This is a genomic window from Streptomyces sp. NPDC053076, from assembly GCF_044546845.1.
In the GTDB taxonomy this organism is placed as follows: domain Bacteria; phylum Actinomycetota; class Actinomycetes; order Streptomycetales; family Streptomycetaceae; genus Streptomyces.
The window spans coordinates 162,323-186,696 of sequence record NZ_JBITZL010000007.1 but is presented as its reverse complement, the minus strand read 5'-3'; the positions used below and the strand labels follow the sequence as shown (position 1 = coordinate 186,696).

Sequence of the window (24,374 nt, the reverse complement as noted above, 5' to 3'; positions counted from 1 at the left end):
GGGCGCGACCGGCCACGGACCACCGGCAGACGAAATGGCCGGGCACCTCCCCGGTACCCGGCCATTCGAACTCGGATCAGCCCTTCAACGAGGCCATCCACGCCTCCACGTCGGCGGAGCGCCTCGGCAGCCCGTCGGAGAGATTGCGGTTGCCGTCCTCCGTGACGAGGATGTCGTCCTCGATCCGGACGCCGATGCCCCGGTACTCCTCCGGGACCGTCAGATCGTCGGCCTGGAAGTACAGACCGGGCTCGACCGTCAGCACCATCCCGGGCTCCAGGACACCGTCCACGTACGACTCGGTGCGCGCGGCGGCGCAGTCGTGGACGTCCATGCCGAGCATGTGCCCGGTGCCGTGCAGCGTCCAGCGGCGCTGCAGGCCCAGGTCCAGGACGCGCTCGACCGGGCCCTCGACCAGGCCCCACTCGACGAGCTTCTCGGCCAGCACGCGCTGCGCGGCGTCGTGGAAGTCGCGGTACTTGGCGCCCGGCTTCACCGCCGCGATACCGGCCTCCTGGGCCTCGTACACGGCGTCGTAGATCTTCCTCTGGATCTCGCTGTACGTGCCGTCGATCGGCAGCGTGCGCGTGATGTCGGCCGTGTAGAGCGTGTGCGTCTCCACGCCGGCGTCGAGCAGGAGCAGGTCGCCGGAGCGGACCGGGCCGTCGTTGCGGACCCAGTGCAGGGTGCAGGCGTGCGGGCCGGCGGCGCAGATGGAGCCGTAACCGACGTCGTTGCCCTCCACGCGTGCGCGGAGGAAGAACGTGCCCTCGATGTAGCGCTCGCTCGTCGCCTCGGCCTTGTCGAGGACCTTCACGACGTCCTCGAAGCCGCGGACCGTGGAGTCGACGGCCTTCTGCAGTTCGCCGATCTCGAACTCATCCTTGACCAGGCGGGCCTCGGAGAGGAAGACGCGCAGTTCCTCGTCGCGCTCGGCGGTGACCTTGTCGGTCAGGGCCGCCTCGAGACCGGCGTCGTAGCCGCGCACCACGCGGACCGGGCCGGTGGCCTCGCGGAGGGTGTCGGCCAGCTCGCGCACGTCGGAGGCCGGGATGCCGTACAGCGCCTCGGACTCGGTGAGGGAGTGGCGGCGGCCGACCCACAGCTCGCCCTGGCCGGAGAGCCAGAACTCGCCGTTCTCCCGGTCCGAGCGGGGCAGGAGGTAGATCGTCGCCTCGTGGCCGTCACCCTTCGGCTCCAGCACCAGGACGCCGTCCTCGGTCTGGTTTCCGGTGAGGTACGCGTACTCCACGGACGCGCGGAAGGGGTACTCGGTGTCGTTCGAGCGGGTCTTCAGGTTGCCCGCCGGGATGACCAGGCGCTCGCCCGGGAAGCGGGCGGAGAGCGCGGCACGGCGGCGCGCGGTGTGCCCGGCCTGCTCGATCGGCTTCAGGTCACGCAGCTCCGTGTCGGCCCAGCCGGACTTCATGTTCTCGGCCAGCTCGTCGGAGACGCCCGGGTACAGGCCGTTCTTCCGCTGCTTGACGGTCTCCTCGGACTCGGTCTCCGGGCCCTCCGCGGTAGCGGAGTCGGGCACAGCCGGGTTGAGCTCGTCGGACACGTGATCCTCCTCGATACGCCATTGATCTCCCCCGGGGCCCGCGCGCTCCTGCTTGTGGCCGAGCGGGGACCTCCATCATCGTACGGTCGTACCGGGAGCGGGCGGGGCCGGATGACCTGTTATGCCCGGTCATGCCAGCCGCCGGCGCCCCGCGCGCGGGCGAGTCGAGCCGGGCGGGGACGCCCCGCGTGCAGCCGCGTCGCGCTGGTCACGAGGCCCCCGCGCGCAGCGGAGTCGCGCTGGGCACGGCGCTCCGCGCGCGGCCGGGTCGTGCCGGGCGCGGCGCCCCGTGCTCAGTCGAAGCGGGCCGCCAGCAGTACCACGTCCTCCTCGCAGTCGTCCCCCGGTCTCGACTTCGCTCGACCGGGAGGTGCCCCCACGTCCGGGCCGTCCGGCAGGACCGCGCGCAGGACATGGTCGGCGACGGCTCCCGGATCGTGCCGCACCGCGCGCGGGGTGCTCGCGGCGGCGGCGTGCAGCCGGGCGAAGGCCCGGTCCATCGGATCGCCGGTACGGTGCAGCAGCCCGTCGGTGTAGAGCAGCACCGTCTCCCCGGCCTCCGCCTGGATCTCCACGCTGGGCGCCTCCCAGCAGGCGAGCATGCCGAGCGGCGCGGAGACGGAGGTCTCGGCGAACTCGGTCCGCCGCTCGCCGATCAGCAGCGGCGGGCTGTGTCCGGCACCGGCCAGGGTGATCTTGCGCAGGGCGGGCTCGCAGTAGGCGAACAGGGCGGTGGCCGAGCGGGCGGGCTCGGTCAGCCGCAGCAGCAGCTCCAGGTCGGACAGGACGGCGACCGGGTCCTCGCCCTCCATCACCGCGTAGGCGCGCAGGGAGGCGCGCAGCCGGCCCATGGCGGCCACCGCGCTGGGGCCGGAGCCGGTGACGGACCCGACGGAGAGGCCGAGGGCCGCGTCCGGCAGGGGCAGGGCGTCGTACCAGTCGCCGCCGCCGCGCGCGCCCGCGCGGTGCCGGGCGGCGAGCTGGACGCCGGCCACCCGGGGCAGCCGGGAGGGCAGCAGTTCCTCGGTGATGGTCGCCACGCACGCTCGCGTGCGTTCCACCTCCACCAGCCGCGCGAGGTGCTCGCCCGCGTGCCGGATGTAGAGACCGGCGAGGTGGCGCTGCCGCTCGTCGGGTTCGGCCGGTTCGTCGTAGAGCCAGACGGCGGCACCCAGGCGGCCGGCGGACTCGCCGGCGAGGGGGAGGGCGTAGCTGGCGGCGTAGCCGAGGCGGGCGGCGACCTCGCGATGGCGCGGGTCGAGGCCGTCCTCGGCGAGCAGGTCGGAGTGGACGATCTCGGCCGCGGCGCCGGTGTCGTACGGCAGGGCACCGCGCGGCACGGTCTCGATGTGGCCGAGGTCGGCGCGGCCGAGGCCGAGGCCGAGGGTGGTGCGGGGGCCGAGGCCGTCGGCGGGCTCCAGGACCACCAGGCCGCGGCGGGCGCCGACCAGGGCGGCTCCGGCGCGCAGCAACTCGTGCAGGGCGGGGTCGAGGGCGTTGGTGCGGGAGAGGCGCTCGGTGAGTTCGTGCAGGGTCGTGAGATCGGAGACCCAGCCGGCCAGCCGGTCCTGGAGGAGGGCGCTGGGAGCGGGGGCGCCCGGGGCGGGGACGGAGGCGGTGTCCGGGGAGGGACCGGAGCCGGGGGCGGGAGGGGCGGGCGCGACAGTGTGTGCGGGAGTGGGGACTGTGGGATCGATTCCGGCCACTTTCGGAGGGTGCGGGGCGTTCATGGCGTCCGGCTCTCAGACCGGTGCGTATTGCTCAGAAGCATCGCAAACCCCCATGTCATTCTGCGCCGCTAGCAGTGTCTCCACATGTACACGCACTCGTGAGGGGATGTCCAGCATTGTCCTGCGGGGATTCCTGGTGTCCAGGGGGCGGGCGAGTGTTTTTCCCGAACCCCTTGCCTTACCGCCAAGTTGGCTCAAAACTGCCTTAGGTATCGGTCCATTGCGGTCGACTGGCCTTGCTCGACGGAGCGTCACAGCGGTCGTGATGGGTACGTACTCGGAGAGGGCCAGGGGTGGTTGGGGGCCACCCGGAACCTGGCGACGGACCCGGGCGTCATAGCCACCGACGGCCGAGCCCCATCCTCCCGTGGCGGAGGCGGAGAGAACCACGCGCGACGGCAAAACGCCAGACTTCGCCACCCCCGCGCCGCGTCCGTGCTTCAGATAGACGCACTATGGACGCGGACGCGGCCGACGCTCGCCCCTTGGGGTTCCCCATGCCGTGCACAGGGGTGTGATGCGCCATTAGATACGCACAGTGAAGTGATCGACTCATGGTGTGATGTGGCCCACGGTGTTGCCAGCGGTGCAACGGAAAGGAACGAGCGCTCATGCGCGAGATCCTCGGAAGGCGACGCAGGCTTCTGTCCAGGCGAAACGGCGGGAGGCCTGAGCTGATCGGCGCGGCGCTGACCTTTGCGACGGAATGGCAGTGGCCGGTACTCCCCGGCGTGGCACCGGACCCGCAGGGCCGGGCCCGCTGCGCCTGCCCCGACCCGGAGTGCACGGTGCCCGGAGCGCACCCCTTCGACCCCGGCCTGCTCGCGGCCACCACCGACCCTCACATGGTGCGCTGGTGGTGGACCAACCGGCCGAGTGCCCCGATCATCCTGGCCACGGGCGGCAAGGCGCCCTGCGCGGTGAGCCTGCCGGCACTCGCCGCCTCCCGTGCGCTGGCCCTGCTCGACCGGCGCGGCATGCGGCTGGGTCCGGTGATCGCCTCGCCGACCCGCTGGGCGCTGCTCGTGCAGCCGTACTCCATGGAGCAGCTCGGCGAGCTGCTCTACGCCAAGGACTTCGTCCCCGGTTCCCTGCGCTTCCACGGCACGGGCGGCTACGTCGCCCTGCCTCCCTCTGAGACCGGCCAGGGCGCCGTCCGCTGGGAGCGTGCCCCGCTGCCCGGCTCGGCCTCGCCCTGGGTGCCCGGCGTGGAGGCCGTGGTGGACGCCGTGGTGGACGCCCTCACTCGTACGGGTGTGAGCGCGCCCGAGTTGTGAGGGTGTCGGGCGCGGACGGGCCGAACGGGCCGCGCCGGCTCGTAACCTTCCGGGCATGCTGCGTCATACCGGCGGCCATAGAGCCCCACAGCCGTTCCGCGGCGGGCGGGACGCCCGAAAGCTCCGTCTGCTCGCCCTCGTGGGCGTCGTGGCGGGCGTGGTCGCGCTGCCGCTGACCGTGGCCGCCGGACAGGTCGGGGACGCCGGCCGGGCCCCGGCCGCTTCCCGGGGTGACGCCAAGACCGGCACGGGTACCGTTCGCCGCGGCCCCTTCCTGCTCGGTCTCGGACTCGCCACGGCCGCCCGCTGCGGCCCCGAACTCACCTCACCGGACGGCATCGAGGCACAGACCTGTGTGCTGACGCAGGGCGAGGACACCTGGGCGCGCACCTACTACCGCAACGCCACCGGCGAGTCGCTGGACTCCGTGCTGAGCCTGATGGGTCCGGGCGGCAGGACCGTCCAGACGCACTGCGTCACCGGATCCGACGACGAGCCCGCCACCTGTGAGACGCCACGTGAGCGCAGCCGCGGCGTACCGGACGCCTACACGGCCGTCACCGAGTTCGCATCGCGCGGTGCGCAGGGGAAGCTGATGCTCCGCGCGGGCAGCAACTCCTAGATGAGGCAGCGGAGTTGACGAGCCGCGGCACGCTGTCCACCGTACGCGGACATGGAAAGACCCGGTTGCTGGCGACGGGGGATGCACCAGCAACCGGGCTACTGGAACGGTAACAAGAGATCGGCGGTTCGCAAATTCGGTCTTGGTGATTCGGACACCGAATTCCCTGTCGAAACCGCGAGTTGTGACAGGAGTCACCTGCCGTGCGGCCTGGTGTCACGGCTGACCGACCGTTCAGCCGTGACACAGGCCGCGGGGCGCGTCAGCTGAGTGTGACCTGCCGGTTGGTCAGCCCGCCGCGCGCCCGGCGCTCCTCCACCGTGAGCGGCTCCTGAGCGGCGCGGGCGGCGGCGAGGCGCTCGGCGAACTCGGCGGCCGGCTTCTCCACGTCCTCCGCCGAGACCCCGCTCGGCAGGTCCCACACCGGCACGGTGAGGCCGTGAGCACGGAAGGAGCCCACGAGCCGGGTGCCCTCGCCGAGGCTGGAGCGGCCCGCCGCGTGCAGCCGCGCGAGAGCGTCCAGAAGCTGCTCCTCCGGATGCGGCATGACCCAGCGCAGGTGGTTCTTCTCCGGGGTCTCGCACCAGTACGCGGCGTCCACACCGGACAGCTTCACGGTCGGGATGGCCGCGGCGTTGGCCCGCTCCAGGGAGGCGGTGACCTCCGCGGTGGCGTTCTCCGCGTCCGGCACCCAGAACTCGAAGCCGCTGTGCACGACCGGTTCGAAGGCGCCCTCCGGGTCCAGCAGGTCCTGCAGCCGCGGACCGTCGGCGGGAGCGCGGCGGCCCTGCACCGGGGTGCCGGGCTCGGCCTCCAGCGCGCGCAGCAGCGTGTCGGCGAGGTCGCGGCTGATGTCGCCCGACGCCGTGTCGTTCTGCAGGCCGAGCAGGACCGAGCCGTCGTCCCGGCGCAGCGCGGGCCAGGCCATCGGCAGCACCGTGGCCAGCGTGACCGAGGGGACGCCCTCGGGCAGGCCGTCTTTCAGGGGCAGTTCTGCTGTCGCGGCGGGGACCAGCTCCCGCAGCGCGACCCAGTCGCACTCGCCGGGCAGTCCCTCGAACGGGCGCTGCACCAGCTCGGTCGCGGCGTGCGCCGCGGTCCGGCCGTGGCAGGCCTTGTAGCGCCGGCCGCTGCCGCAGGGGCAGGGTTCGCGGGCACCGACCACCGGGATCTCCCCGTCGATCAGCTGCGGCTTGGCCTTCGTCTGGGGTCGCTTCTTGGCCATGGTGGGCGTCTCCCGGTTACGGCTCTTCTCGTACGGCGGGAGCCTAGCCGTTCGAGCCATGGCCGACGCGAACCTGTGGACAACGCACGCGCGCTCGACGCCGTTGGTGTGAGCCGATGGGCGACGTCCTTGGGCCGACCGAGGTCAGTCCAGATCCTCGAACACGTCCGCGAAGTCCAGGCCGGACAGGTCCGGCAGCGTCAGGTCCGAGGCCGGCATGCCCGGCAGCGTCAGGTCCGAGGCCGACACGCCCGTCATGCCCGACAGCGGCAGGTCCGCGGCCGTCATGCCTGGCACCGCCAGGTCCGTGAGCGGCAGCCCGGATGCCACTGGACGGGTGACGCGCGTAGCGAAAGCCTCGCGGCGGCACCCGGCGTCGGGATCGTGGACGTCCTCGTGGACCAGCACCCAGACCGTCACCTCGCCCCGGACGTCGTCCCGGACGCCCCAGTCGTCGGCGAGGGCCGTGATGATGTTCAGCCCGCGGCCGCCGTGCGCGGTCACCGACGGGGTGGCCGGTGCCGGGCGGGTCGGGCCGCCGCCGTCCGTGACCTCCACGACGAGCCGCCCGCGGGCGTCGACCCGCCATGCGGCGCGGACGTCGCCGTCCCCGGCCGGCGCGTTCCCCAAAGGACGCCCGTGTTTGCAGGCATTGCTCAACAGTTCGGAAAGGATCAGTACGGCATCGTCGATGACCGGTTCCGATACGCCACCGCTGCGCAGCTGTGCCCGCATCCGGTGCCGCGCCTTCCCCACGCCCGCAGGGCCGTGGGGTACGGCCATGCTCGACGACGTCGGCACTTCCTGTGCCACCACCAACGCCACCCCCGAGACCTCCTTCGCCCCACGCCACGGAGTGGATGCCCTCTTGGCCTGTACCGGAAACCGGCCAATCCCCTTCCGGTGACGCATTCGAACCGGCGGTACACACAGCGAACGCGCCGGAGCACTCCCCGTGACGGAGCCTGCCCGACAGCGGCCGTTATGGCTGGATTCGGAGGGTCGGAACCGGCGCCGGCTCAGCGGCCCAGTTGCTGCAGAACCGCGCGCGGACGGTTGGTGATGATGGCGTCGATGCCCAGCTCGAGGCAGAGGTCGACGTCCTCGGGCTCGTTCACGGTCCACACGTGGACCTGGTGGCCGGCCCGCTTCAGGCGCTCCACATAGGAGGGATGGTTGCGCACGATGCGGATCGAGGGACCCGCGATGTGCACGCCCGCGGGCAGCCGCCCGTCGCGCAGCCGGGGGGAGACGAACTGCATCAGACAGACCGTGGGCAGCGTCGGCGCCGCGGCACGCACGCGGTGCAGTGACCGGGCCGAGAAACTCATGATCCGCACCGGCGACTCGGCGGCCGAGGCCGGCGCGTCCAGGCCGAACCGCTTCAGCAGCGTCAGCAGCCGTTCCTCGACCTGGCCCGCCCAGCGCGTGGGGTGCTTGGTCTCGATGGCCAGTTCCACCCGCCGCCCCGCGTCCGCGACCAGCTCCAGCAGCCGCTCCAGAGTGAGCACGGAGGTCTCCTCGCGGTCCTCCGGGCGGTGCTCCCAGTCGGGCTCCTCGTCCCGTCCGCGCCAGATGTCGCCCGTCTTCCAGGAACCGAAGTCGAGGGCGGCCAGGTCGGCCAGTTCCAGGGCGGAGACCGCGCCGCGGCCGTTGGAGGTCCGGTTCACCCGGCGGTCGTGGACGCAGACCAGATGGCCGTCGGCGGTCAGCCGAACGTCGCACTCCAAGGCGTCGGCGCCGTCCTCCATCGCCTTACGGTAGGCGGCGAGGGTGTGCTCGGGAGCGTCCTCGGAGGCGCCCCGGTGGGCGACGACCTGGATGGCGTGCTGTGGTGCGTGGGTCACCGCGTCATGGTGCCATCGTTGCCGGGTACATGGGGCGGCACGGCTGCGTCCGGGCGACGAACGGTGCCACACACCCTGATCGTTTATGTAACTTTTGCCTGATAGGTCGTAATAGATCCTATATAAAGAGGATCACCAGACCCACAGTCACCGCTTATGGTGCTCTGACGGCCCATGGGAAAAGCTGACTGCTGACCAGTGCGACCGATGACAACAGGCGTGGACCGAGGAGAAGAGCTGTGAGCACCGAGAACGAGGGCAACACGGTACCCCCGGCGCCGTCCGCACCTCCCGTGCCGACGGCCTCTCCCGCCGCTGCCCCGCAGGGCCCGGCGCCCGAGGGGCACGCGCCGACGGCACCGCTTCCGCCCGTGCCGCAGGAGAGCCCGGCGGCCCCGGCCGCCACCGCACCCGACCAGGGGCCGGCCTACCCGCCGGGCCCGGCCGCCGGCCCGGCCCCCGACGGCTCCTGGCCGCCCCCGCCGCCGGCCACCCCGGCCTACGGCGACGGCCCCGCCACCCCGGCGTACGGCGACGGCCCCGCCACCCCGGCCTACGGCGGCGGCCCGGCGGGCCCGGCCTACGGCGGCCCGGGGGCCCCGGGTGCCGGCTGGGGCGCGTCGTACCAGCAGCCCGCCCCGAAGCCGCGCAACGGACGCGGCGGGCTGGTGGCGGCGGTCCTGGTGGCCGCGCTGGTCGCGGGCGGCCTGGGCGGCGGCCTCGGCTACACCCTGGCCAAGGACAACGACAGCAGCGGCTCCACCACCGTCTCCGCCTCCGACAGCGCCACGCAGGTCAAGCGCGCGCCGGGGACGATCGCCAACACGGCCGCCAAGGCGCTGCCCAGCACGGTGACCATCCAGGCCGAGAGCAGCAACGGCGAGGGCGGTACCGGCACCGGCTTCGTCTTCGACACCCAGGGCCACATCGTCACCAACAACCACGTGGTGGCGGACGCGGTCGACGGCGGCAAGCTCACGGCCACGTTCCCCGACGGCAAGAAGTACGACGCCGAGATCGTCGGTCACGCGCAGGGCTACGACGTGGCGGTCATCAAGCTCAAGAACGCCCCCTCCGACCTCAAGCCGCTCGCCCTCGGCGACTCCGACAAGGTGGCCGTCGGCGACGAGACCATCGCCATCGGCGCCCCCTTCGGCCTGTCCAACACGGTGACGACGGGCATCATCAGCGCCAAGGACCGCCCGGTGGCCTCCAGCGACGGCAGCTCCACCAGCAAGGCGTCGTACATGAGCGCCCTGCAGACCGACGCGTCCATCAACCCCGGCAACTCCGGCGGCCCGCTGCTGGACGCCTCCGGCGCGGTCATCGGCATCAACTCCGCGATCCAGTCCAGCAGCAGCGGCGGCTTCGGCTCCGGCCAGTCCGGCTCGATCGGCCTGGGCTTCGCCATCCCGATCAACCAGGCGAAGTACGTCGCCCAGCAGCTGATCAAGACCGGCAAGCCGGTGTACGCCAAGATCGGCGCCTCCGTCTCCCTGGAGGACTCCAGCGACGGCGCGAAGATCACCGACCAGGGCACGGCCGGTGCCGCGGCGGTCGAGTCCGGCGGCCCGGCGGCCCGGGCCGGCCTCAAGCCCGGTGACGTCATCAGCAAGCTCGACGACCACGTGATCGACAGCGGCCCCACCCTGATCGGCGAGATCTGGACCCACAAGCCGGGTGACAAGGTCACGATCACCTACAAGCGGGGCGGTCAGGAACACACGGTGCAGCTGACGCTGGGCGCGCGGGAGGGCGACGGCTGACGCACCGGCGGCACGGCGAAGGGGCGCCTCTCGTGGAAGAGGTGCCCCTTCACCGTTCCCCCGGGTGGCGGATCAGAGCCGCAAGACTCCCCGCCAGGTCCACCCGGCGTCGAGGACGGTGTTCCGCAGGGGATCCCGCATGGCCCGCGAGTCGAACAGGACCACCTTGTGCCAGCGGCCGTCCGGGCCCCGCTCGTACGTCCACTGCCGCTGGACCGACGGTCCGCGGCTCCATCGGCGTGCGGCACCACGCCGTGGCGGGTTCCCGACCAGCGCCACTTCCCGCACCTCGTCCAGCACCCGCACCTCGCGCAGGGCGGACACCAGCCGCATCCGGGCTTTCATGGTCCGTTCGACCCGGTCCGCGGCGCCATGGTCGCCCATGGCCGGCAGGACGACCTGCCACTGCGCCACCAGATCGACCGTCTCCCCGTCGAAGGCGTGCACCCGGAACGGCACCCCCGTCCCGTTGAGCGCCAGCAACGCCTCCCGTACCTCCGCGACGGGAAGCGGAGCCACCCCGGGAGCGGGGTACCTGGTTCCGGCCCGTCTGTCCCGGTAGCGCCCCCACCAGTTCCGAATTCCCACGCCCCAGCCCCTCGTCGACGTCCGGCCGGGTACCAGTAGACCAACCACGGCCCCGCGCCCGGGCGGCGGGCCGGTAATGTGTACCCGCGTCGCCGGTCACCGGCGACGCGGGGAGGCGTGCCCGAGCGGCCTAAGGGAACGGTCTTGAAAACCGTAGTGACCTTGAACGGTCACCGTGGGTTCGAATCCCACCGCCTCCGCAGGTCAGAGACGTGCTGGTCAGAAGGGGTGTCCCTCGATGGGGGGGCGCCCCTTCTGCATGGGGCCTGTCTCACCTTGATCCGGCCCTGTCGCGTTGTGGATCAGTGCGTGTGGACCAGGCGTGGACCAAACTTGGAGAGAAAAGCGCAGCTCAGGCTCATGCTCTGAGCTAGACCGCGTCCTGGTCCACGAGGCCGGCGTCTCCGTCGCCCAGTGCCGCCACAGCCTCTGTGACGGTGTCGTAGACGGCCAGAACTTGATCAGCGCCCGTTATGTCAAGCATCCTGCGCAGCGGCGGTGGCACACAGGCCAGGGCGAGGACTGTGTCTCTGGCCTGTGCGATCCGTTGCGCACCCAGGAGGGCGCCAAGTCCTGCTGAGTCGCAGAAGGCCACTCCTGAGAGATCAAGGACCAAGGACCTGGGCCGCGTGTCGACCAGGCTCTCAAAGAGTGCCAGGAAGTCAATCCTGGTCAGGTAATCCATCTCGCCGCTGACCCTGCCTACAAGACAGCCGCCCAGCAAAGTTCTCTCGATCGAGGGAGTACCGGTCACAACGGTTCACCGTTCTTCGGGCAGGCGAAGGGGGCGCTGTGGTCCCAACGCCCGTAGGGCGACTTCCCTGAGATCCACGCCTCAATCACGGCGTGAGAGGAAAAAACAGAGTCCCGCTCACCCTCGATGCGGGTGAGCGGGACTGTGAGAGACGTTGCCAGGTCAGTCGTCTGTTTCGAGGGCGCGTTCGATCTGCTCGTTTGCGCGCTGCTGGTTGCGGTGGATTGCCTTGGCGTAGAAGCGGAACAGGACAGCGATGCTGTGGCCCGCTCGGCGTGCGACTTCTGCGGGGGAGACACCGGACTCAAGCCAGAGCGAGACGCCCGCGTGCCGCAGGGAGTACGGCACGTCAGCCAGGGGTGAGGCCGCCTCCGCTTCGGTCAGCACGGCGAGTCGAGCCGCCTTCCATACCTCCCCGTACTCCTTGGACAGCAGGTGGCCGCCCTGGGCCGCGCGGAACAGCCGGCCGTCTTCAGCGGTACCGAATTCCTTGATGTGCTCCCTGAGCAGGCGAACGAGGACGGGAGGAATCGGTACCGGCCGGGTCGCCTTACGGGCCCGTTTCTTCAGGCCGCGCGTGTCGAAAGACTCGCCCGTGTCGGTCCAACCGGAGCCGACGCGGGGCATGCTCGTGGACAGGAGCACTTCCCCCCAGCCCTCTTCGGGAAGGGTGAAGTCGTCTTCACGCAGGCCGGCCGCCTCGCCGGGTCGGTTGGCCGCGTAGTAGAGGCAGCCGAAGAACGCCTTTAGGTGACGCCCGCGCTCGCCCTGTTCCCCCACCGCGTCGATCAGAGCCTTCGCCAGCTTGGGGCCGGGGACGAACCGGAAGTCGATCTCGTCATCGGTCTCGGGCGGGGTCCAGTCGACCTTGTCGAGGGGCAGAGTCTTCAGCAGCTCCCGCTCAACGGCGTATCGAAGGCAGTTGCTGAAGACCGTCCGCTTGCGGTTCACCGTGTTCTCCGCAGCAGGCGTGCCGTTCTGCTTCAGCTTCAGCGCGTCGAGCGCCGTACGCACCACAGAAGGCGTGTCCAGATCAGTGATGTCCACGGACTTGCGGCTGATCCAGTCCAACGCCGCCACGATCTCGGCAGGGGGCTCTTCTACGTCGATACGGGGCTTCAGCGTCCCGTCGCCGCCGAGGACGAACCGGTAGACCCACGAGTAGAGGGCGATACGGAGCACCTTGGGGGCCGGGGCCCCTCGGTTGTCCCTGACCAGCTTCGGCGTGATGGTGGCCAGCGTGTCAGCGATGCTCGCACGGTGCTTGGCCGAGGCGCCGGGCCACTTCATCTCCGCGTACGCGCGCGTATGGGCGTACCACGTGGTGGAGTTGAGCGCCTGAACCTCCGAGGCAGGCAGGCCGGTTTCCGTGTCGAACTGCTCACGGTTGCGCAGTGCGGCCAGCAGTTCCGAGCGCCGACCGTCGGCCTGGGCCTTGATCTTGTAGCTCTTGGAGAAGGGCCGGGGGCCGACCCGCCAGCGGAGCTGATAGGCCGCCACACGGTTGGGCCGCTTGCGGATGCCCCAGATCTGCACGTCGTATGTCAGCACGCTTCCCGCACCTCGCAGGAGTCGAACCAGGCGTCGAGGTCGGCCCGGCGTATGCGGATCTGCCCGTTGGGAAGCTTCAGGTGCCTCGGAGCCTGGCCCCGAGCACGCATGCGGTAGAAGGCGGCACGGGACACCCCGATCTCAGCCAGCGCTTCCCCCAGCTTCAGCGTCTGCCTATCGGCCTTGGTCGGAGTGGTCACAGCCAGGGCTCTCCTTCGGTCTTGGTGCGGTCGGCTTCGTTGAGGTCGTGGCGGACCTGAGCGGCGAGGAGTTCTTCGCCGGGGCGGTAGCCGCTGCTCAGGTAGGTCCAGGAGGAGGCGGTGACGAGGGTGGTCTCGTCGGTGGTGGGGAGGCCGGCGCGGGCGCGTGCTGCTTCGGCCTGGGCGAGGCGCCAGGCGCGGCGCACGTCGCGGAGTGCGCCGAGGGTCGTGGAGTAGGCGCGGGATTTGCTGGAGAAGTGGCCGCGGAAGCCGAGCATGTGAGCCCACTTCCAGAGCTTGAGTTCGGCGAACTCCGGCAGGTGGCCGAGGTCCCAGGCCGTACGGATCATCTGGCGTACGTGCTGCTGGATGGGCAGGTCTTTGATGGGTTCCGCCTGTCCGGTGCCGTCGCAGTCGGGGCACCGGTCGTGGAAGCCGTCGGGCCCGCGTGTGTAGCCGCGTCCAGCGCATGGGCGGCACATCAGGGTGCGATCCACGGTGCCCGCGCCCTCAGCGTTCTTGGTGGCGTACTTGGCGACGTATCCGGCGACCTTGGAGTCTGTGAGTTCGCCGTTGCCCAGGGCGGTGATGGGGTCGACCTTGTACCGCTTGCCCCAGGCGATGACGCGTTCGCCGATGGAGTCGGATTCGATGGTGAGCCGGGCGCGTTCGACGGCCAGGCCCACGGCGGCCTTGAGGGCGTCGAAGGTGGCCCAGGCCGGGGGCGGGGTGGTGTGGCCGTCGGGTCCGTCGAAGCGGATCACGGCGTGGAAGTGGACCAGGCCGCGCTTTTGGTACTCGGCGACCTTGGCGAAGGAGACGCGCAGGGCGGAGTTCAGCGCCTTCTGCGTGATGCCGAAGTGCTTGGCCAGGGCGCGGCGCAGGTAGGTGGTGAAGCGTGCCCAGAGCTGTCCGGCGTGGGCGTTCCAGAGCACGGCCCCGGCGTAGTCGTAGGTGGCCGGGTTCAGTGGGGTGCTCAGGGCCGGGTCGTCGTCGGCGTGCTGGGTGCCGCAGCGGCAGCGGCGGGGCTTGCCCGCGCTGTCGGTGTTGCGGTGGACGGGGCCGAAGGAGGGGGCGGTGAGGGTGACGAAGGCGCGGGGGTGGTCGCGGACGGTTTCGGCGACGTTCTTGCCGCCGGAGAGTCCGGCCTTGATCAGGTGGTAGGTGTCGGCGGCGTAGACGCGGGAGCAGGCGGGGCAGCGGGAGGCGCGGCGGTTGCCGCAGGTGGTCAACAGGCGTCCGGTGGGTTCGTCTTCGGAGCGGTAGGAGCGGATCACTTCCTTGGTGGCCGCATCGGTGGTGATCGTCCAGCCGTGCAGGTTGACCGGGCGGGAGCAGCCGCGCAGGTTGCGGACCTGCTGCTGTACGCGGTCGAAGTCGTGGGTGTTGGCCAGTTCGATCAGGTCCCGCAGGCCGGGGCTGATGACGTGCCGCAGGTCGAGGGGGCGGCTCATGAGTGGCGGGGTCTCCTTCCTGGCGCGAGGGTGGGACCTGCGGGCAGCAGCGATTCAGTGCGCTCGGGCTGCTGCCCGCAGGCATGACGGACTGGGCCCAGGGACGGGCGCGGGGGTGGGGTGGTGCCGGGAGGCCGGCGGGGAGAGCGCGGCTCTACAGGGCGGCGTGGAGCGCGGTAGCCATGGGCAGGCCGATGCCGAGTCGCCGCTTGAGCTGTGCCGCTGTGATGGGTTCGCCGTGCTCGGCGTGGTGGGATGCGGCGATGGAGCGTGCCTCGGCAAGCAGCGGCTCAGGCACCTTGACCGCAGGCACAGGGATGGGGGCCGGGGCACCAGCGAGCGGAGCAACCGGGGCCGGTTGCGGGGCCGGGGTGGTTTCCGGCACGACGGGCGGTGCTGGCGTCGGGGCGGGTTCCTGCTCGGCAGAGATGGGGGCAGGCTCTTCGGCCGGTTCAGTCTCGACAGCCGGGGCCAGGTCGGCTGCGTCGGTGGTGACCGCGTGAAAGGAGCGCAGGAGCTGCGGGCCGACCGCTCCCCAGCCGAGGAGCAGCACCGGGGCCACGGCGTCCACGGCGGCGCGGCCGTAGTGCTCGGCGACGATGGGTTCGGCGATGTTGAGGGCCAGGGTCAGCAGACCGGAGACGTGCATGAGGCGGGTTGCCGCCTTCATCTGCTCGGGCGGGACGCCCCGCAGGGAGAGGTAGCGCAGGGCGACCAGAAGCCCGACAACCGACAGGTCGACCATGGGGGCGATCAGGGGTGCGATGGGGGCGGGGACGCCCAGGCGCAGGGCCAGCGCCCAGACGTTGCCGAAGGAGAAGACGAACGCCAAGGCGGCGATGATGCCCATGACCACAGTCACCGTGCGCTGTGTGATCCGGTCCTCAGACATTGGGGGTTCACCTCCTTTCCGAGTGCTCAGGCTGTGGTCGGTCAGGCCGCCAACGGCGGAATGGTGCTGTCGTTCGGGTCGTCCTTGGTGAGGTCGATGCCGGGGAGCTGCGCGGTCAGCAGGTCTGCCGGGTCGGCGGTGAGGTGGGCGGTCCGTGCGGCGACGTGGGCGGAGTCTTCCTCGCTGACGTACGGGGTGCGCAGGCGGGTGAAACCTGCCCGCCCGTTGGTCTTCATCACCGCGACGCCGACGTACGCCGGTTCCTGCAACAGGGTCGGGCTGGCGTCGGGCCATTCGCGGATGTCGTCGCCCAGGGCGGCCACGGCCGCGTCAGCGGTCTTCTGCGCGAAGGACAGGCCGACCGGGCACACGTCGCGGATGAAGGTGGGGATGGCGTCGCCCGTGCTCTTCTGTGTGGCGAGGATGACGAGGATGCCGACGCTGCGGCCCATCTTGACCAGCTCTTCCACCAGCCGGGCGTTCTGCGCGGCCAGCGCGGCGAGCGCCTTGGACTCCTTGTCCGAGCCCTTGTGGTCGCGGAAGTAGGTGTGCGCTTCATCGATGATCAGCACGACCCACGGCCAGGCGACGGACGGGCCCCCGTGCCACATGTCCTTGCGGCCGAGGACGGTCTTGATGGCGGTGGAGCGGGCACGGCGCAGCCTGACCACCTTCCAGAACAGGGCGTTTGCGTCCTTGAGGTCGCTTCCGGCGAAGGCGAACAGTCGGCCCATGAGGTCGGCGTAGTCACCCTCGTGGGCGGCCATCACCTTGCCGTCCGCCACCGCGAACTGCACCGCCGGGGAGGGCGCGGTGTCGCAGATGAACCGGTTGATCAGGGAGGTCTTCCCGAAGCCGGGAAGGCCGGCCACGGTCACGCCCGGCACCTCCGTCAGGTCGACGCTGACCGCCTGGGCGTACTCGTCCACCCCCAGGTGCCAGGTAGCCAGCTCATCCGGCACTTTCCCGCTCGGCGTGTGCGTGGTCTTCGTGATCAGGGGATCCACGCGCACCCCGCGAATGAGCACGTGGCCGGGCTCGTCCTGCAAGACGGACACGCGCGTGCACCGCCAGGCGTCCGCGATGTAGGGCGCTGCCTTCTGGAACTCTTCCAGGCCCACCTTGGGCAGGCAGTTCGCCCGGACCACGACGCCGAACCGGTCGGGCTTCACCTTCAGGGCCGGGATAAGCACCCGGGGCTTGGGCGGTTTGCCATCCGTATTCAAGGACGCCAGCGGGGCCGGGGTCTTGTCCGTCACGGACAGTCCCGCCATGGGGGCGAACCGCTTCCACCTCCGGTGGACCCGTACGGCCTGGCGGATGCTGGCCCGCATCATGGAGTCGGCCAGCAGGTAGCGCACCACCCAGACCACCCCCCACACCGCGAAGCAGGCCAGGATCACGCCCACCAGCACCGGGGCGTAGCCCATGGCTTCACCCACGTCGTTCAGGGTCACTTTGCTTCCTTCCTTCGTTTGCGGATCGCGGCCATGCGAGCGGCCCAGGGGACAGGGGGCCCGGCGATGAGAAGGCAGATCTGTGCGCGGAAGAGCGCTTCACCGGGCGAGTAGCCTCCGTGCTCCCACACCGCCGCAACGTGCCGAAGCCTGTCGTCGCGGCGGTTGTGGGAGGAGTCGAGAACGCTCACGCCGCGTCAGCGGCCGGAGCGGCGCCGCCGATCAGGTCCAGGCGCTCGGCGCGGTAGGCGATGCCGTCCGAGAGCTGACCGTTGAAGATCCGGGCCCACGGGGTGGCGAACAGCTCCACCGGCATGACCGGCATGCCCGGCTTGAGGCCGTTGGGGAGACCGTTCTCCGGGACGGTGATCTTCATGGCCTCGGCGCGGTCGTCTTCCATGAAGAAGAGGGTGACCGTGAAGAGCCTCTGGCCGGACTCCCGGTCCACGGCGAACTGGGTCTTCTCAGCGTCGGCGTACTTCGGGACCGGCTGGTTGCCGACCATGAACGACGCGGACGGGAGCAGGCCAACACGGATACGGGCCATGGGTGTTACGTCCTTTCGGTAGCGCCCGCCGGAGTGGCGGAGCGACATCTATAAAACATCGGTGACCTAGCACAGTCAAGTCACGGTGGTGAGCTAGGTACCGACGAAAAGTGGTACAGCTATGTCAGTGGGGTGTGCTAGGGCAGCTAGGAGTGGCTACCCTGATCCCATGACCCCCGCGCGTGAGAAGAAGCCCGACCGCCGGCCGCCGTACCAGCACGCCGCCGACGAGCTTCGGCGCGAGATCAAGCAAGGTCGCTTCAAGCCCGGCCAGCAGATGCCGTCCGTCCGCGAGCTGCAAGAACGCTTCAAGGTCGCCAATATGACTGCCAGAAGCGCCCTGAATGTGCTGCGGGATGAAGGGCTGATCTACACCATCCACGGCCGAGGCAGTTTCGTCGCCGATATCGGCGATCAAACGGGCGGGTTCACTGTCGACTACACCCCACCCGCCTGGTACCTCGCCAACACCAAGGGCGAGCCGCACGGCGAAGCCGAGGGTGAGGGAGAAGACGGGGGGCCCGACGATCAGACCGCCGGGACTCCCCTCATCAAGCTACTGGCCGACCTTCGGGACGAGATTCGAGCCCTCAGCGCCGAGCATCAGGAACTCCGCCGAGAAGTCGACGCTCTGAAGAAGGCTCAGCAGCAGCGTTCCTGAGCTGCGCAACTTCCTGCCGCATCTGTCGCGCCTCATGGCTGAGCCGTCCCACCATGGCCCTCATCTCGCTCACCAGCGCGGCCACCTCCGCCATTTCCCGACTGGAAATGGTGACCCCCTGCCTCTCGCCACCTACCCGGTTGGTCATATCGCCCCGTTCTCCGTCGTGCCATTCCCGCCCTTGCTCTTGACCAGGCCGGGGCCGGCGCGGACCATCCGACCAACCGCACTCCTATTTGTCGACCAACATCTACCGGCTGGACCGGACACCCTGCGGGCATGGAGCAGCAACATCCCGCCAGACGGGCAGGAACCTTTCTGCCCAGCCCGCGCGACGGGACGCAGGACCAACATCCGCCCACTCGGCGGACAAAGCGAACCGAGACTTCCAGGCCCAGACTGCGCCTGAATCCAAAGCGGCGTTCCACCGCCCCAGCGCTTCGCAAACCGCATCACGCATCTCCCTTCGTCCGCCGAGGAACATCAATGGTCCGGAGAAACGCCGGTTTGGCTAACCGGCGATCGTCGGCTATGTTGCGCCGCCCGTTTCGAGGCGACGCCCATAGAGGTCGGTTTCTTGGGTCGCGTGTGACCCTGACTTGTTGTGACGCCGAGCACAGATCGCCGGGCATCCGTGCTGCCAGCTCACCACTCAGCCCCGACCACACCACCGACCAGGAGGGGGCGACCAAGGTCACGAGCGCATAACGGTCGTGCGCACCGCCAAACGGCCAGCACGTTGAACCGACCAGACCACCTACCACTGGGCCACCTCCAAGGTCACGAATACATAACGAGAACTGCGGTAAGCCCCCGGCTTTTCCACAGGCCACAACCATGCATCGGCCGACCTGTGGATACTTTCCGCCGACCGCGAGAACAATTGGACGTCAATGCGGCTGTAAAGGCTCATAGCGGTGCGGAAGTTGCGAAACGGATTGGGAGGCGGGTACAGCGCATGGCCGTATGACCGGCCAAGGGCCCAGCGCAGCGGAGCTGTTCAGAGTTTCTTTACTGGATCAAGGCGGCCCGCCTTCGGCGGGCCGCGCGCGCGGGCGGCCATGGGCCGCCGCCGCTCCTGTCTGCCGCCCCGCTCCGGCGGCCCCCACCCGCTCAGCGCGCAGCAATGCCGAGGCGGACAGCCAGAGCAGGAAGCAACCCGACCAGTCCGAGCACCAGGACCAGGCCGACACCGACCAAGCGAGGCCCTGCCGCCCGACCGGTCCCCACTTCGCAGCCGCTGGACTTCACAGCTGCAGGCAAGCCCATCTGTCAGGCATCCGCGTCGACACCGCCCAGGCCGGGGCCGGGTCGAGGGCCGTGACGAATGGAAGAAGCGTGGCTGAGGCCGGCGGGGGGTTGCTGGAGACACACGTGACGGGTGCTCGTTCGGCGAGCCCGCCGCCGTGGCTGACTTTCGGTGGTGCAGGTCAGAACTGGGATGCGTCCGACCGAGCTGCAACAGTGACCCTCTCTAACTTCACTTCGGAGCAGGGGGGGTGCAGCCGCACCCGTGTTCGGGCACGCCGACCACCCCGGTACCATCGGCACCGGGGTCCTGACCAGGGATTCCCCGACCGGACCACCACGGATCGCTGTCCAGGCTGAGGGGTGGTCCGGTCTCTTTTGTGGGCGCCTGTCGATCGCGGCACGGGCGGCGAGCGACGGGCGCCAGGGAAGCCGTACGCCCTTTCGGGGGAGCGAGGGCGGCACGGCGGGCCTACTTCGGCAGCAGCTCGATCTCGATGGCGAGCGCGCCGAGCGCTTCCTTCTCCGCCGGGTAGATCTCACGGATATTGGCGAGCTGTTGCTCGCGGGAGGAGGCCGGGTTGACGTTCGCCGGGCCCTCCCCGTCGAGCAGTTCCTCGAACGTCTTGTACTCCGTGACCCGCTTCACCAGGACGTCACAGGTCTCGTCCGTGCCCTTGATACGGAAGCGGATGACGTCTCCGGCGGTCAGGTCTTCGAGGTGGGGATACTTCACCCGCACCTCGATCGTCTTCTGACCAGCGGCGACAAGGTCGAAGTACCGGCGGTAGAGGTTCAGTTCGTGGACGCGCGCGGCGGCAGTTTCCGTCATCGGGCGGGAACGCTCCTAGCAGTTGCGGTGGACATGAGCCGGCCGAGTTCACCGGCCGAGTACGAGCGGAAGAAGTGGCGGGGGTCGGCGAGTAATACGTCCGTCAGACCGAGCAAGCGGTCGACGTACTCACCCAACGAGCCGGGCCACTCTCGGGTGTCGAGCATCCACGGGGCCGCACCGACCGGCAAGGGTGCGCGCCCCTCGCGGATGAGGGACTTGGACAGCTTCGCGCCCGTGTCCGTGACCACCTGGGGGCAGAACAGCCGAGCGGGCAACTGCCCGCGGGTGAGTCCGACCGCCTGTAGGGCACCGTCGACGAGGATGCACCCGGGCATCCAGTCGCTGCCCTTCACCATGACGTACAGCGTGCCGACTGCCCCGCTGATCATCAGTTCCTTGATCAGGTTCCGGTAGAGCGTGGCCAGGTCCAGGTAGCCACCGCCCGCCGGTTCGATGACCACCTCGTACTCGCCGTGGTGAAGGCACACGGCCGAGATCGTTGCCCGCTCGAAGCCGTCGTCACGTACGCGGGTCCGCTCGGCGTATTTCTCGGCCCACCCGCAGCCCGGACGCGGGCAGGGGACGCGAACGTGCGGCACGCCGGACGACGGGGACAGGTACCAGCGGGCAGCGTCCATGCGGGGCAGCACCCGGAGCCAGGTGCGCCGGAAGTGCGGGGCCGCTTGCTGCTGGGTGTACGTCTCGACCGAGAACGGCACTTTCAGCCGCTCGGAGAGCGCGGTGAACAGCGGTCGGTAGAGCTTGTCGATCTGCTCGGCGATGCCGGCCGCGCCGAGGGCGTGAGCGTAGGCGCGCTGGTAGCGGTGACCGCTCTCCTTGTCGGTGACGATGGCGTACGGGGCGTTGTCCAGTGCGCCGAACTGCACAACGGCCGGGACGCCGAACCGGTCCCGGATGCGGGCTGCCGTGGCGAAGGTGAGCGACTGGACCAAGGACGTTCCGATGTGCGGGGCTCCGTTGATCTGCGTTCCCACCACGAACACGATCCGCTCGGGTTCCGCGTTGACGATGTGCGGCCTGAGCAGGTCTTCCGCACTCGTGAGCGCGTTGGCGAGCACGGTGTTCGGCGATACGGGATAGGTGGTCACCGCGTCTTCCCCTCGGTAGATGGGCAGGACAGCGCCGCAGAGCGGCGGGTGTGCTTCAGCGGTCGAGTGGTGAACCCGCCCCCGCGCCGGGGGGAACCAGGAAAAGCGCGGGGGCGGGAGTCATCGGAAGGTGCGCCGCCCTCGTGGTCTTCGGTGGCGGCCCGTCCCCGCCGGGGAGTGGGGTGGGCACTGGGCGGGGACGGGAGTTTGTGGGGGCGCAGGTCGGCGGGTGGGCAGCGGATACACGCGGAGGGAGTACCGGGCATCGGAGTCCGTCACGGTGAACATGAACGCGCGGCCCGTGACCAGGGAGCACAACGCGTGCTCGTAGGCGCGGTCGTCATCTGCCCACGCACTCAGCTCTGCGTCAGGGCGAGGAGCGTCCGGGCCAGCGGTCGTGAGGGGTGCGTCTCGGAGGAACGGAGCGTCAGGGGCCGGGGACAGCAGCCGGGCGAGGTGGCGAGCTTCCGCGCGGAGCCAGCGAGCGGCGAGGCGGGGGGAACGGCCACGGTAGGTGGCGAGCAGGACCTCACGGGAGCCGCTGAGGTCGTGGGCGGTCGCCTCACAGCGGAAGGCTATGGGCGACCGCATCGGGGCACGTGCAGAGGCCGGCGGGGCGAGCGTCAGCACGGCCCGGCTCACCGCGTGTGCTCCCGTGCCGATTCCCTCGCGGCGATGAGCTGTGTGAACTGGATGGAGTACAGCTCAACCTGCGCCGGGGTGAGCACGAGCACCGTCTCGCAGGTACCGCCGTCTTCGTAGTGGACGGTTACGGGCAGCGCGGCCTGCTGGGCGCGGTGGTCGTAGATGGCGTCTCGCCGCATGGGCGTGATGTGCGTGACCGGGACCGGCACGGGGCGCAGGGTGGTCCCGTCCGACTTGGCACGCCAGTCTTCTCCCCCGCCCGGCGGACGCAGTTGGTACGACGCCGAGGTGTCGCTCGGCAGGGCGACGCATACGCCGATCTTCCCGCCCTTGGCGAGGTCGAGCGCCAGGTCGCCGAGGCGGGGGTGGAACGGGGTACCAGCGCTTAACTCAGCGCCACGAGCGGGAAGTTGCTTCGCGGTTCGTTCGGCCATGCCCCGAAGCTAGGAATATCTCCGGGGCCCAATATGAACCGCAGGAATACGACCCTCACCCGTCGAGGTGGAAGCGGTCTGACATGCGACGCAGCTTCTCGCGGGTACTGGCCCGCTCGGCGTACACGATGCTGCGCAGGGTTGACCGGGCGATGGGGTGGTTGCGTACGAGCTGGGGGGCGATGCGCTCCGCCTTTTCCAGCTCCTTCAGCGCCTTGTCACGGTTCCCGTCCCACAGCCAGGCCCGCGCCAGGTCCATGTGGTGGTGACCCTGTCGGGAGTTGGGAAGCGACTCGATCAGGTCCTTGCTCGTGCGCCGGTTTATCGACAGCGCCTCGCGTTGCTCGTGCATCTCCAGGGCGACGCTGATCGCATGAATCTGCACGTTGCCCGGCGAGAAGGTGAGGCTGTGGCGGTCGTAGATCGGAGGGCCGACGGTCTCCACCATCCGCTTGGCGGCAGCCCGCGCGTGCTTGATCCGGTCTTTCGCTTCGGCCTTGCGACCACCCCGCGCAGCCGAGACAGCCGCACGCAGTTGCAGAGACCCCCACGCCCGCACGGCCAGGGGCTCACCACGGTCGTATTCCTGCTGCACACTGCGGAGCGCTCTGTCAGACAGGGCAATGGCGTCATCCCAGTCCGCCGTGGCCCACATGTCCCACACGCGCATCCAGTCGGCGACGGCAGGCATGACCGGGTCGCCCGACAGCCGCGCGGACCAAGCGGCCCGTTCACATGCCATGGCGACCAGCTCGGGGTGCCCCAGGGCGTGCGCGGACGTGTGAGCGAACTTGCAGCACACCGCGTAGATCGCGTACGCCTCTTCCCGCTCGTGGCCCGTGGCGACTTCGGCCAGGGCGCGCGTCTCGCGGAACAGGTCGGGAAGAACCTCCATGATGGCCGTGTTGGCCGCAGCATCGCGCAGGCGGTGCAGCCGAGTGGTTTCCTGCCACAGCTGACGAGCGGGCCGGGGTGTCCCGTCGAAGACGGGCGCAAGGTCGTAGCGGCGCAGCTCGCGCATGATCGCTGCGGCAGAGACCTGCCACTGGTTCTCGGCCGGAGAGCTGTTGTACGGCCGTCCGATCAAGTCGTTCGGGTGTACGTGCAGCTCCGAGGCGATCAGGTTGAGCAGGCCGACGCGATCCAGTTCGATGAGCCCGCGTTCCATCTTGGACACCCAGCCCTGCGTCTTGCCCAGGGCGGCAGCGAGGTCGGCCTGTGTCTTGCCCAGGCGGAGCCGGGCGCGGCGTACGCGGTTGCCGATCTCTTCGGCTTCTTCCAGCATCAGCGCGCCCCCCTGTAGGTGAGGCGCCGGCGGTCCAGCAGGCGGCGAGGCATCGTGCTCCATCCGTCGAGGCTTCTACCCTTGACGGTACCGAGGCCGCGTGCCGCGTGTGGAGTGCTCCAGGGCGGGAAGTGCCTAACCTGGGACGGAACCCGTGTCACTGCGCCTCAATAGATCTGACCGTTGTCAGGATGCCCTCGTGCAGCCGCTGCCGGTTCCCTGTCCCGCCCACCTCATCCCGGTTGCCTCCGGCACCGGCGCTTTCCATGACGCGTACCGGAACGCCATGGCGCAGCACGCCGTGTTCATCGCCATCGAATCCGAAGCGGGTGAGCGATGGACCGTGAAGGCGGACACGCTCACTGCTGGCTCCGGCCATGCTGTCGCCGACGCGGTCAACGAGGAAATCCGGGCTGCGATCCTCCGCCTCGTGGAGAGGCGCGAGGTCGACTGGGGCGCGTACACGGGACCGGTCTACTTCATGATGCACGGGGTGCAGAGCGAAGAACGAGCCCGCGAACTCGCCGCCGCGATTCACGCCGCCCTGTACGGAGACCCGGAGCCCCTGGCTCGTGCCGTCCCTCCGCTGGACTGACCGCATCCAGGCACGGAGACCGTCACCGCCGGTTGAGCGCGGCACGACGCTAGGCTTCCGCAGTGTCGGCCTGAGCCTCGGGGAAGGGATC

21 protein-coding genes, 1 tRNA gene and 1 pseudogene are annotated in these 24,374 nt (G+C 70.0%); 6 read left to right on the top strand and 17 right to left on the bottom strand.

From position 1 onward, the window contains the following. Positions 1–76: 76 nt before the first annotated feature. Positions 77–1,561, bottom strand: coding sequence for an aminopeptidase P family protein (locus ACIGYR_RS27175; RefSeq protein ID WP_399603784.1), 1,485 nt, complete (start codon positions 1,559–1,561; stop codon positions 77–79). 293 nt (positions 1,562–1,854) lie between these two features. Next, positions 1,855–3,291, bottom strand: a complete 1,437-nt coding sequence (locus ACIGYR_RS27170) for a PP2C family protein-serine/threonine phosphatase (RefSeq protein ID WP_399603787.1) — start codon at positions 3,289–3,291, stop codon at positions 1,855–1,857. A 611-nt stretch (positions 3,292–3,902) separates the two neighbouring features. On the opposite strand from ACIGYR_RS27170, the gene ACIGYR_RS27165 reads away from it, so the two are divergent. Together ACIGYR_RS27165 and ACIGYR_RS27160 are read left to right on the top strand one after the other, a co-directional pair. Further along, positions 3,903–4,568, top strand: coding sequence for a bifunctional DNA primase/polymerase (locus tag ACIGYR_RS27165; RefSeq protein ID WP_391845822.1), 666 nt, complete (start codon positions 3,903–3,905; stop codon positions 4,566–4,568). Positions 4,569–4,623: 55 nt separating this feature from the next. Continuing rightward, positions 4,624–5,190, top strand: coding sequence for a hypothetical protein (locus tag ACIGYR_RS27160; RefSeq protein ID WP_399603790.1), 567 nt, complete (start codon positions 4,624–4,626; stop codon positions 5,188–5,190). A 262-nt stretch (positions 5,191–5,452) separates the two neighbouring features. Here the strand turns inward: ACIGYR_RS27160 and ACIGYR_RS27155 are convergent, their stop codons facing one another. From ACIGYR_RS27155 to ACIGYR_RS27145, 3 genes and pseudogenes are all read right to left on the bottom strand, one after another. Beyond that, positions 5,453–6,415, bottom strand: a complete 963-nt coding sequence (locus ACIGYR_RS27155) for a DUF5926 family protein (RefSeq protein WP_399604144.1) — start codon at positions 6,413–6,415, stop codon at positions 5,453–5,455. Between the two features lie 297 nt (positions 6,416–6,712). Continuing rightward, positions 6,713–7,327 (bottom strand): annotated as a pseudogene (locus ACIGYR_RS27150) (ATP-binding protein); the annotation flags it as partial. 107 nt (positions 7,328–7,434) lie between these two features. Next, positions 7,435–8,262, bottom strand: a complete 828-nt coding sequence (locus ACIGYR_RS27145) for a glycerophosphodiester phosphodiesterase (protein ID WP_399603793.1) — start codon at positions 8,260–8,262, stop codon at positions 7,435–7,437. A 239-nt stretch (positions 8,263–8,501) separates the two neighbouring features. On the opposite strand from ACIGYR_RS27145, the gene ACIGYR_RS27140 reads away from it, so the two are divergent. Further along, on the top strand, positions 8,502–10,028 hold the full coding sequence (locus ACIGYR_RS27140; RefSeq protein ID WP_399603795.1) for a S1C family serine protease: 1,527 nt from the start codon (positions 8,502–8,504) through the stop codon (positions 10,026–10,028). Between the two features lie 72 nt (positions 10,029–10,100). Here the strand turns inward: ACIGYR_RS27140 and ACIGYR_RS27135 are convergent, their stop codons facing one another. Beyond that, positions 10,101–10,547: a hypothetical protein gene (locus ACIGYR_RS27135; RefSeq protein WP_399603798.1), complete on the bottom strand. Its 447-nt coding sequence runs from the start codon at positions 10,545–10,547 to the stop codon at positions 10,101–10,103. A 180-nt stretch (positions 10,548–10,727) separates the two neighbouring features. On the opposite strand from ACIGYR_RS27135, the gene ACIGYR_RS27130 reads away from it, so the two are divergent. Next, a tRNA-Ser gene (locus ACIGYR_RS27130) sits at positions 10,728–10,816 on the top strand. 170 nt (positions 10,817–10,986) lie between these two features. On the opposite strand, the gene ACIGYR_RS27125 is transcribed toward ACIGYR_RS27130, so the two are convergent. The 7 genes from ACIGYR_RS27125 to ACIGYR_RS27095 form a co-directional block, all read right to left on the bottom strand. Continuing rightward, positions 10,987–11,370 (bottom strand): STAS domain-containing protein, encoded by a 384-nt coding sequence (locus ACIGYR_RS27125; RefSeq protein ID WP_399603799.1) that lies wholly within the window; start codon positions 11,368–11,370, stop codon positions 10,987–10,989. 162 nt (positions 11,371–11,532) lie between these two features. Then, positions 11,533–12,921, bottom strand: coding sequence for a tyrosine-type recombinase/integrase (locus tag ACIGYR_RS27120; protein ID WP_399603802.1), 1,389 nt, complete (start codon positions 12,919–12,921; stop codon positions 11,533–11,535). Next, complete coding sequence (locus tag ACIGYR_RS27115; protein WP_266499569.1) at positions 12,915–13,121, bottom strand: helix-turn-helix domain-containing protein; 207 nt, start codon at positions 13,119–13,121, stop codon at positions 12,915–12,917. Before ACIGYR_RS27115 ends, ACIGYR_RS27120 begins: the two co-directional genes overlap by 7 nt. Beyond that, positions 13,118–14,575 carry a replication initiator gene (locus tag ACIGYR_RS27110; RefSeq protein WP_399603806.1) on the bottom strand — a complete coding sequence of 486 codons (1,458 nt, stop codon included), beginning with the start codon at positions 14,573–14,575 and terminating at the stop codon, positions 13,118–13,120. Before ACIGYR_RS27110 ends, ACIGYR_RS27115 begins: the two co-directional genes overlap by 4 nt. A gap of 154 nt (positions 14,576–14,729) precedes the next feature. Continuing rightward, a complete protein-coding gene (locus tag ACIGYR_RS27105; RefSeq protein WP_399603808.1) occupies positions 14,730–15,467 on the bottom strand; it encodes a DUF2637 domain-containing protein in 738 nt (245 codons plus the stop codon). A gap of 41 nt (positions 15,468–15,508) precedes the next feature. Continuing rightward, positions 15,509–16,924, bottom strand: a complete 1,416-nt coding sequence (locus tag ACIGYR_RS27100) for a cell division protein FtsK (protein ID WP_399603811.1) — start codon at positions 16,922–16,924, stop codon at positions 15,509–15,511. 187 nt (positions 16,925–17,111) lie between these two features. After that, positions 17,112–17,471, bottom strand: coding sequence for a hypothetical protein (locus ACIGYR_RS27095; RefSeq protein ID WP_399603814.1), 360 nt, complete (start codon positions 17,469–17,471; stop codon positions 17,112–17,114). A 169-nt stretch (positions 17,472–17,640) separates the two neighbouring features. Between ACIGYR_RS27095 and ACIGYR_RS27090 the strand changes: the two genes are divergently transcribed. Beyond that, positions 17,641–18,132: a GntR family transcriptional regulator gene (locus tag ACIGYR_RS27090; protein WP_399603816.1), complete on the top strand. Its 492-nt coding sequence runs from the start codon at positions 17,641–17,643 to the stop codon at positions 18,130–18,132. Positions 18,133–19,852: 1,720 nt separating this feature from the next. Here ACIGYR_RS27090 and ACIGYR_RS27085 read toward each other — a convergent pair. The 4 genes from ACIGYR_RS27085 to ACIGYR_RS27070 all read right to left on the bottom strand — a co-directional run bounded on the left by ACIGYR_RS27085 (position 19,853) and on the right by ACIGYR_RS27070 (position 23,688). Further along, positions 19,853–20,212 carry an ASCH domain-containing protein gene (locus tag ACIGYR_RS27085; protein ID WP_399603820.1) on the bottom strand — a complete coding sequence of 120 codons (360 nt, stop codon included), beginning with the start codon at positions 20,210–20,212 and terminating at the stop codon, positions 19,853–19,855. Further along, positions 20,209–21,324 (bottom strand): hypothetical protein, encoded by a 1,116-nt coding sequence (locus ACIGYR_RS27080; RefSeq protein ID WP_399603822.1) that lies wholly within the window; start codon positions 21,322–21,324, stop codon positions 20,209–20,211. Before ACIGYR_RS27080 ends, ACIGYR_RS27085 begins: the two co-directional genes overlap by 4 nt. A 638-nt stretch (positions 21,325–21,962) precedes the next feature. Continuing rightward, positions 21,963–22,403, bottom strand: coding sequence for a hypothetical protein (locus ACIGYR_RS27075; protein WP_399603824.1), 441 nt, complete (start codon positions 22,401–22,403; stop codon positions 21,963–21,965). A 55-nt stretch (positions 22,404–22,458) separates the two neighbouring features. After that, the gene (locus tag ACIGYR_RS27070) at positions 22,459–23,688 is read right to left on the bottom strand and encodes a helix-turn-helix domain-containing protein (protein ID WP_399603827.1); all 1,230 of its coding nucleotides are present in this window, start codon (positions 23,686–23,688) and stop codon (positions 22,459–22,461) included. A gap of 199 nt (positions 23,689–23,887) precedes the next feature. Here ACIGYR_RS27070 and ACIGYR_RS27065 point away from each other — a divergent pair, with 199 nt between their 5' ends. Continuing rightward, the gene (locus tag ACIGYR_RS27065; protein ID WP_399603829.1) at positions 23,888–24,283 is read left to right on the top strand and encodes a hypothetical protein; all 396 of its coding nucleotides are present in this window, start codon (positions 23,888–23,890) and stop codon (positions 24,281–24,283) included. The last annotated feature ends 91 nt before the right edge of the window (positions 24,284–24,374 follow it).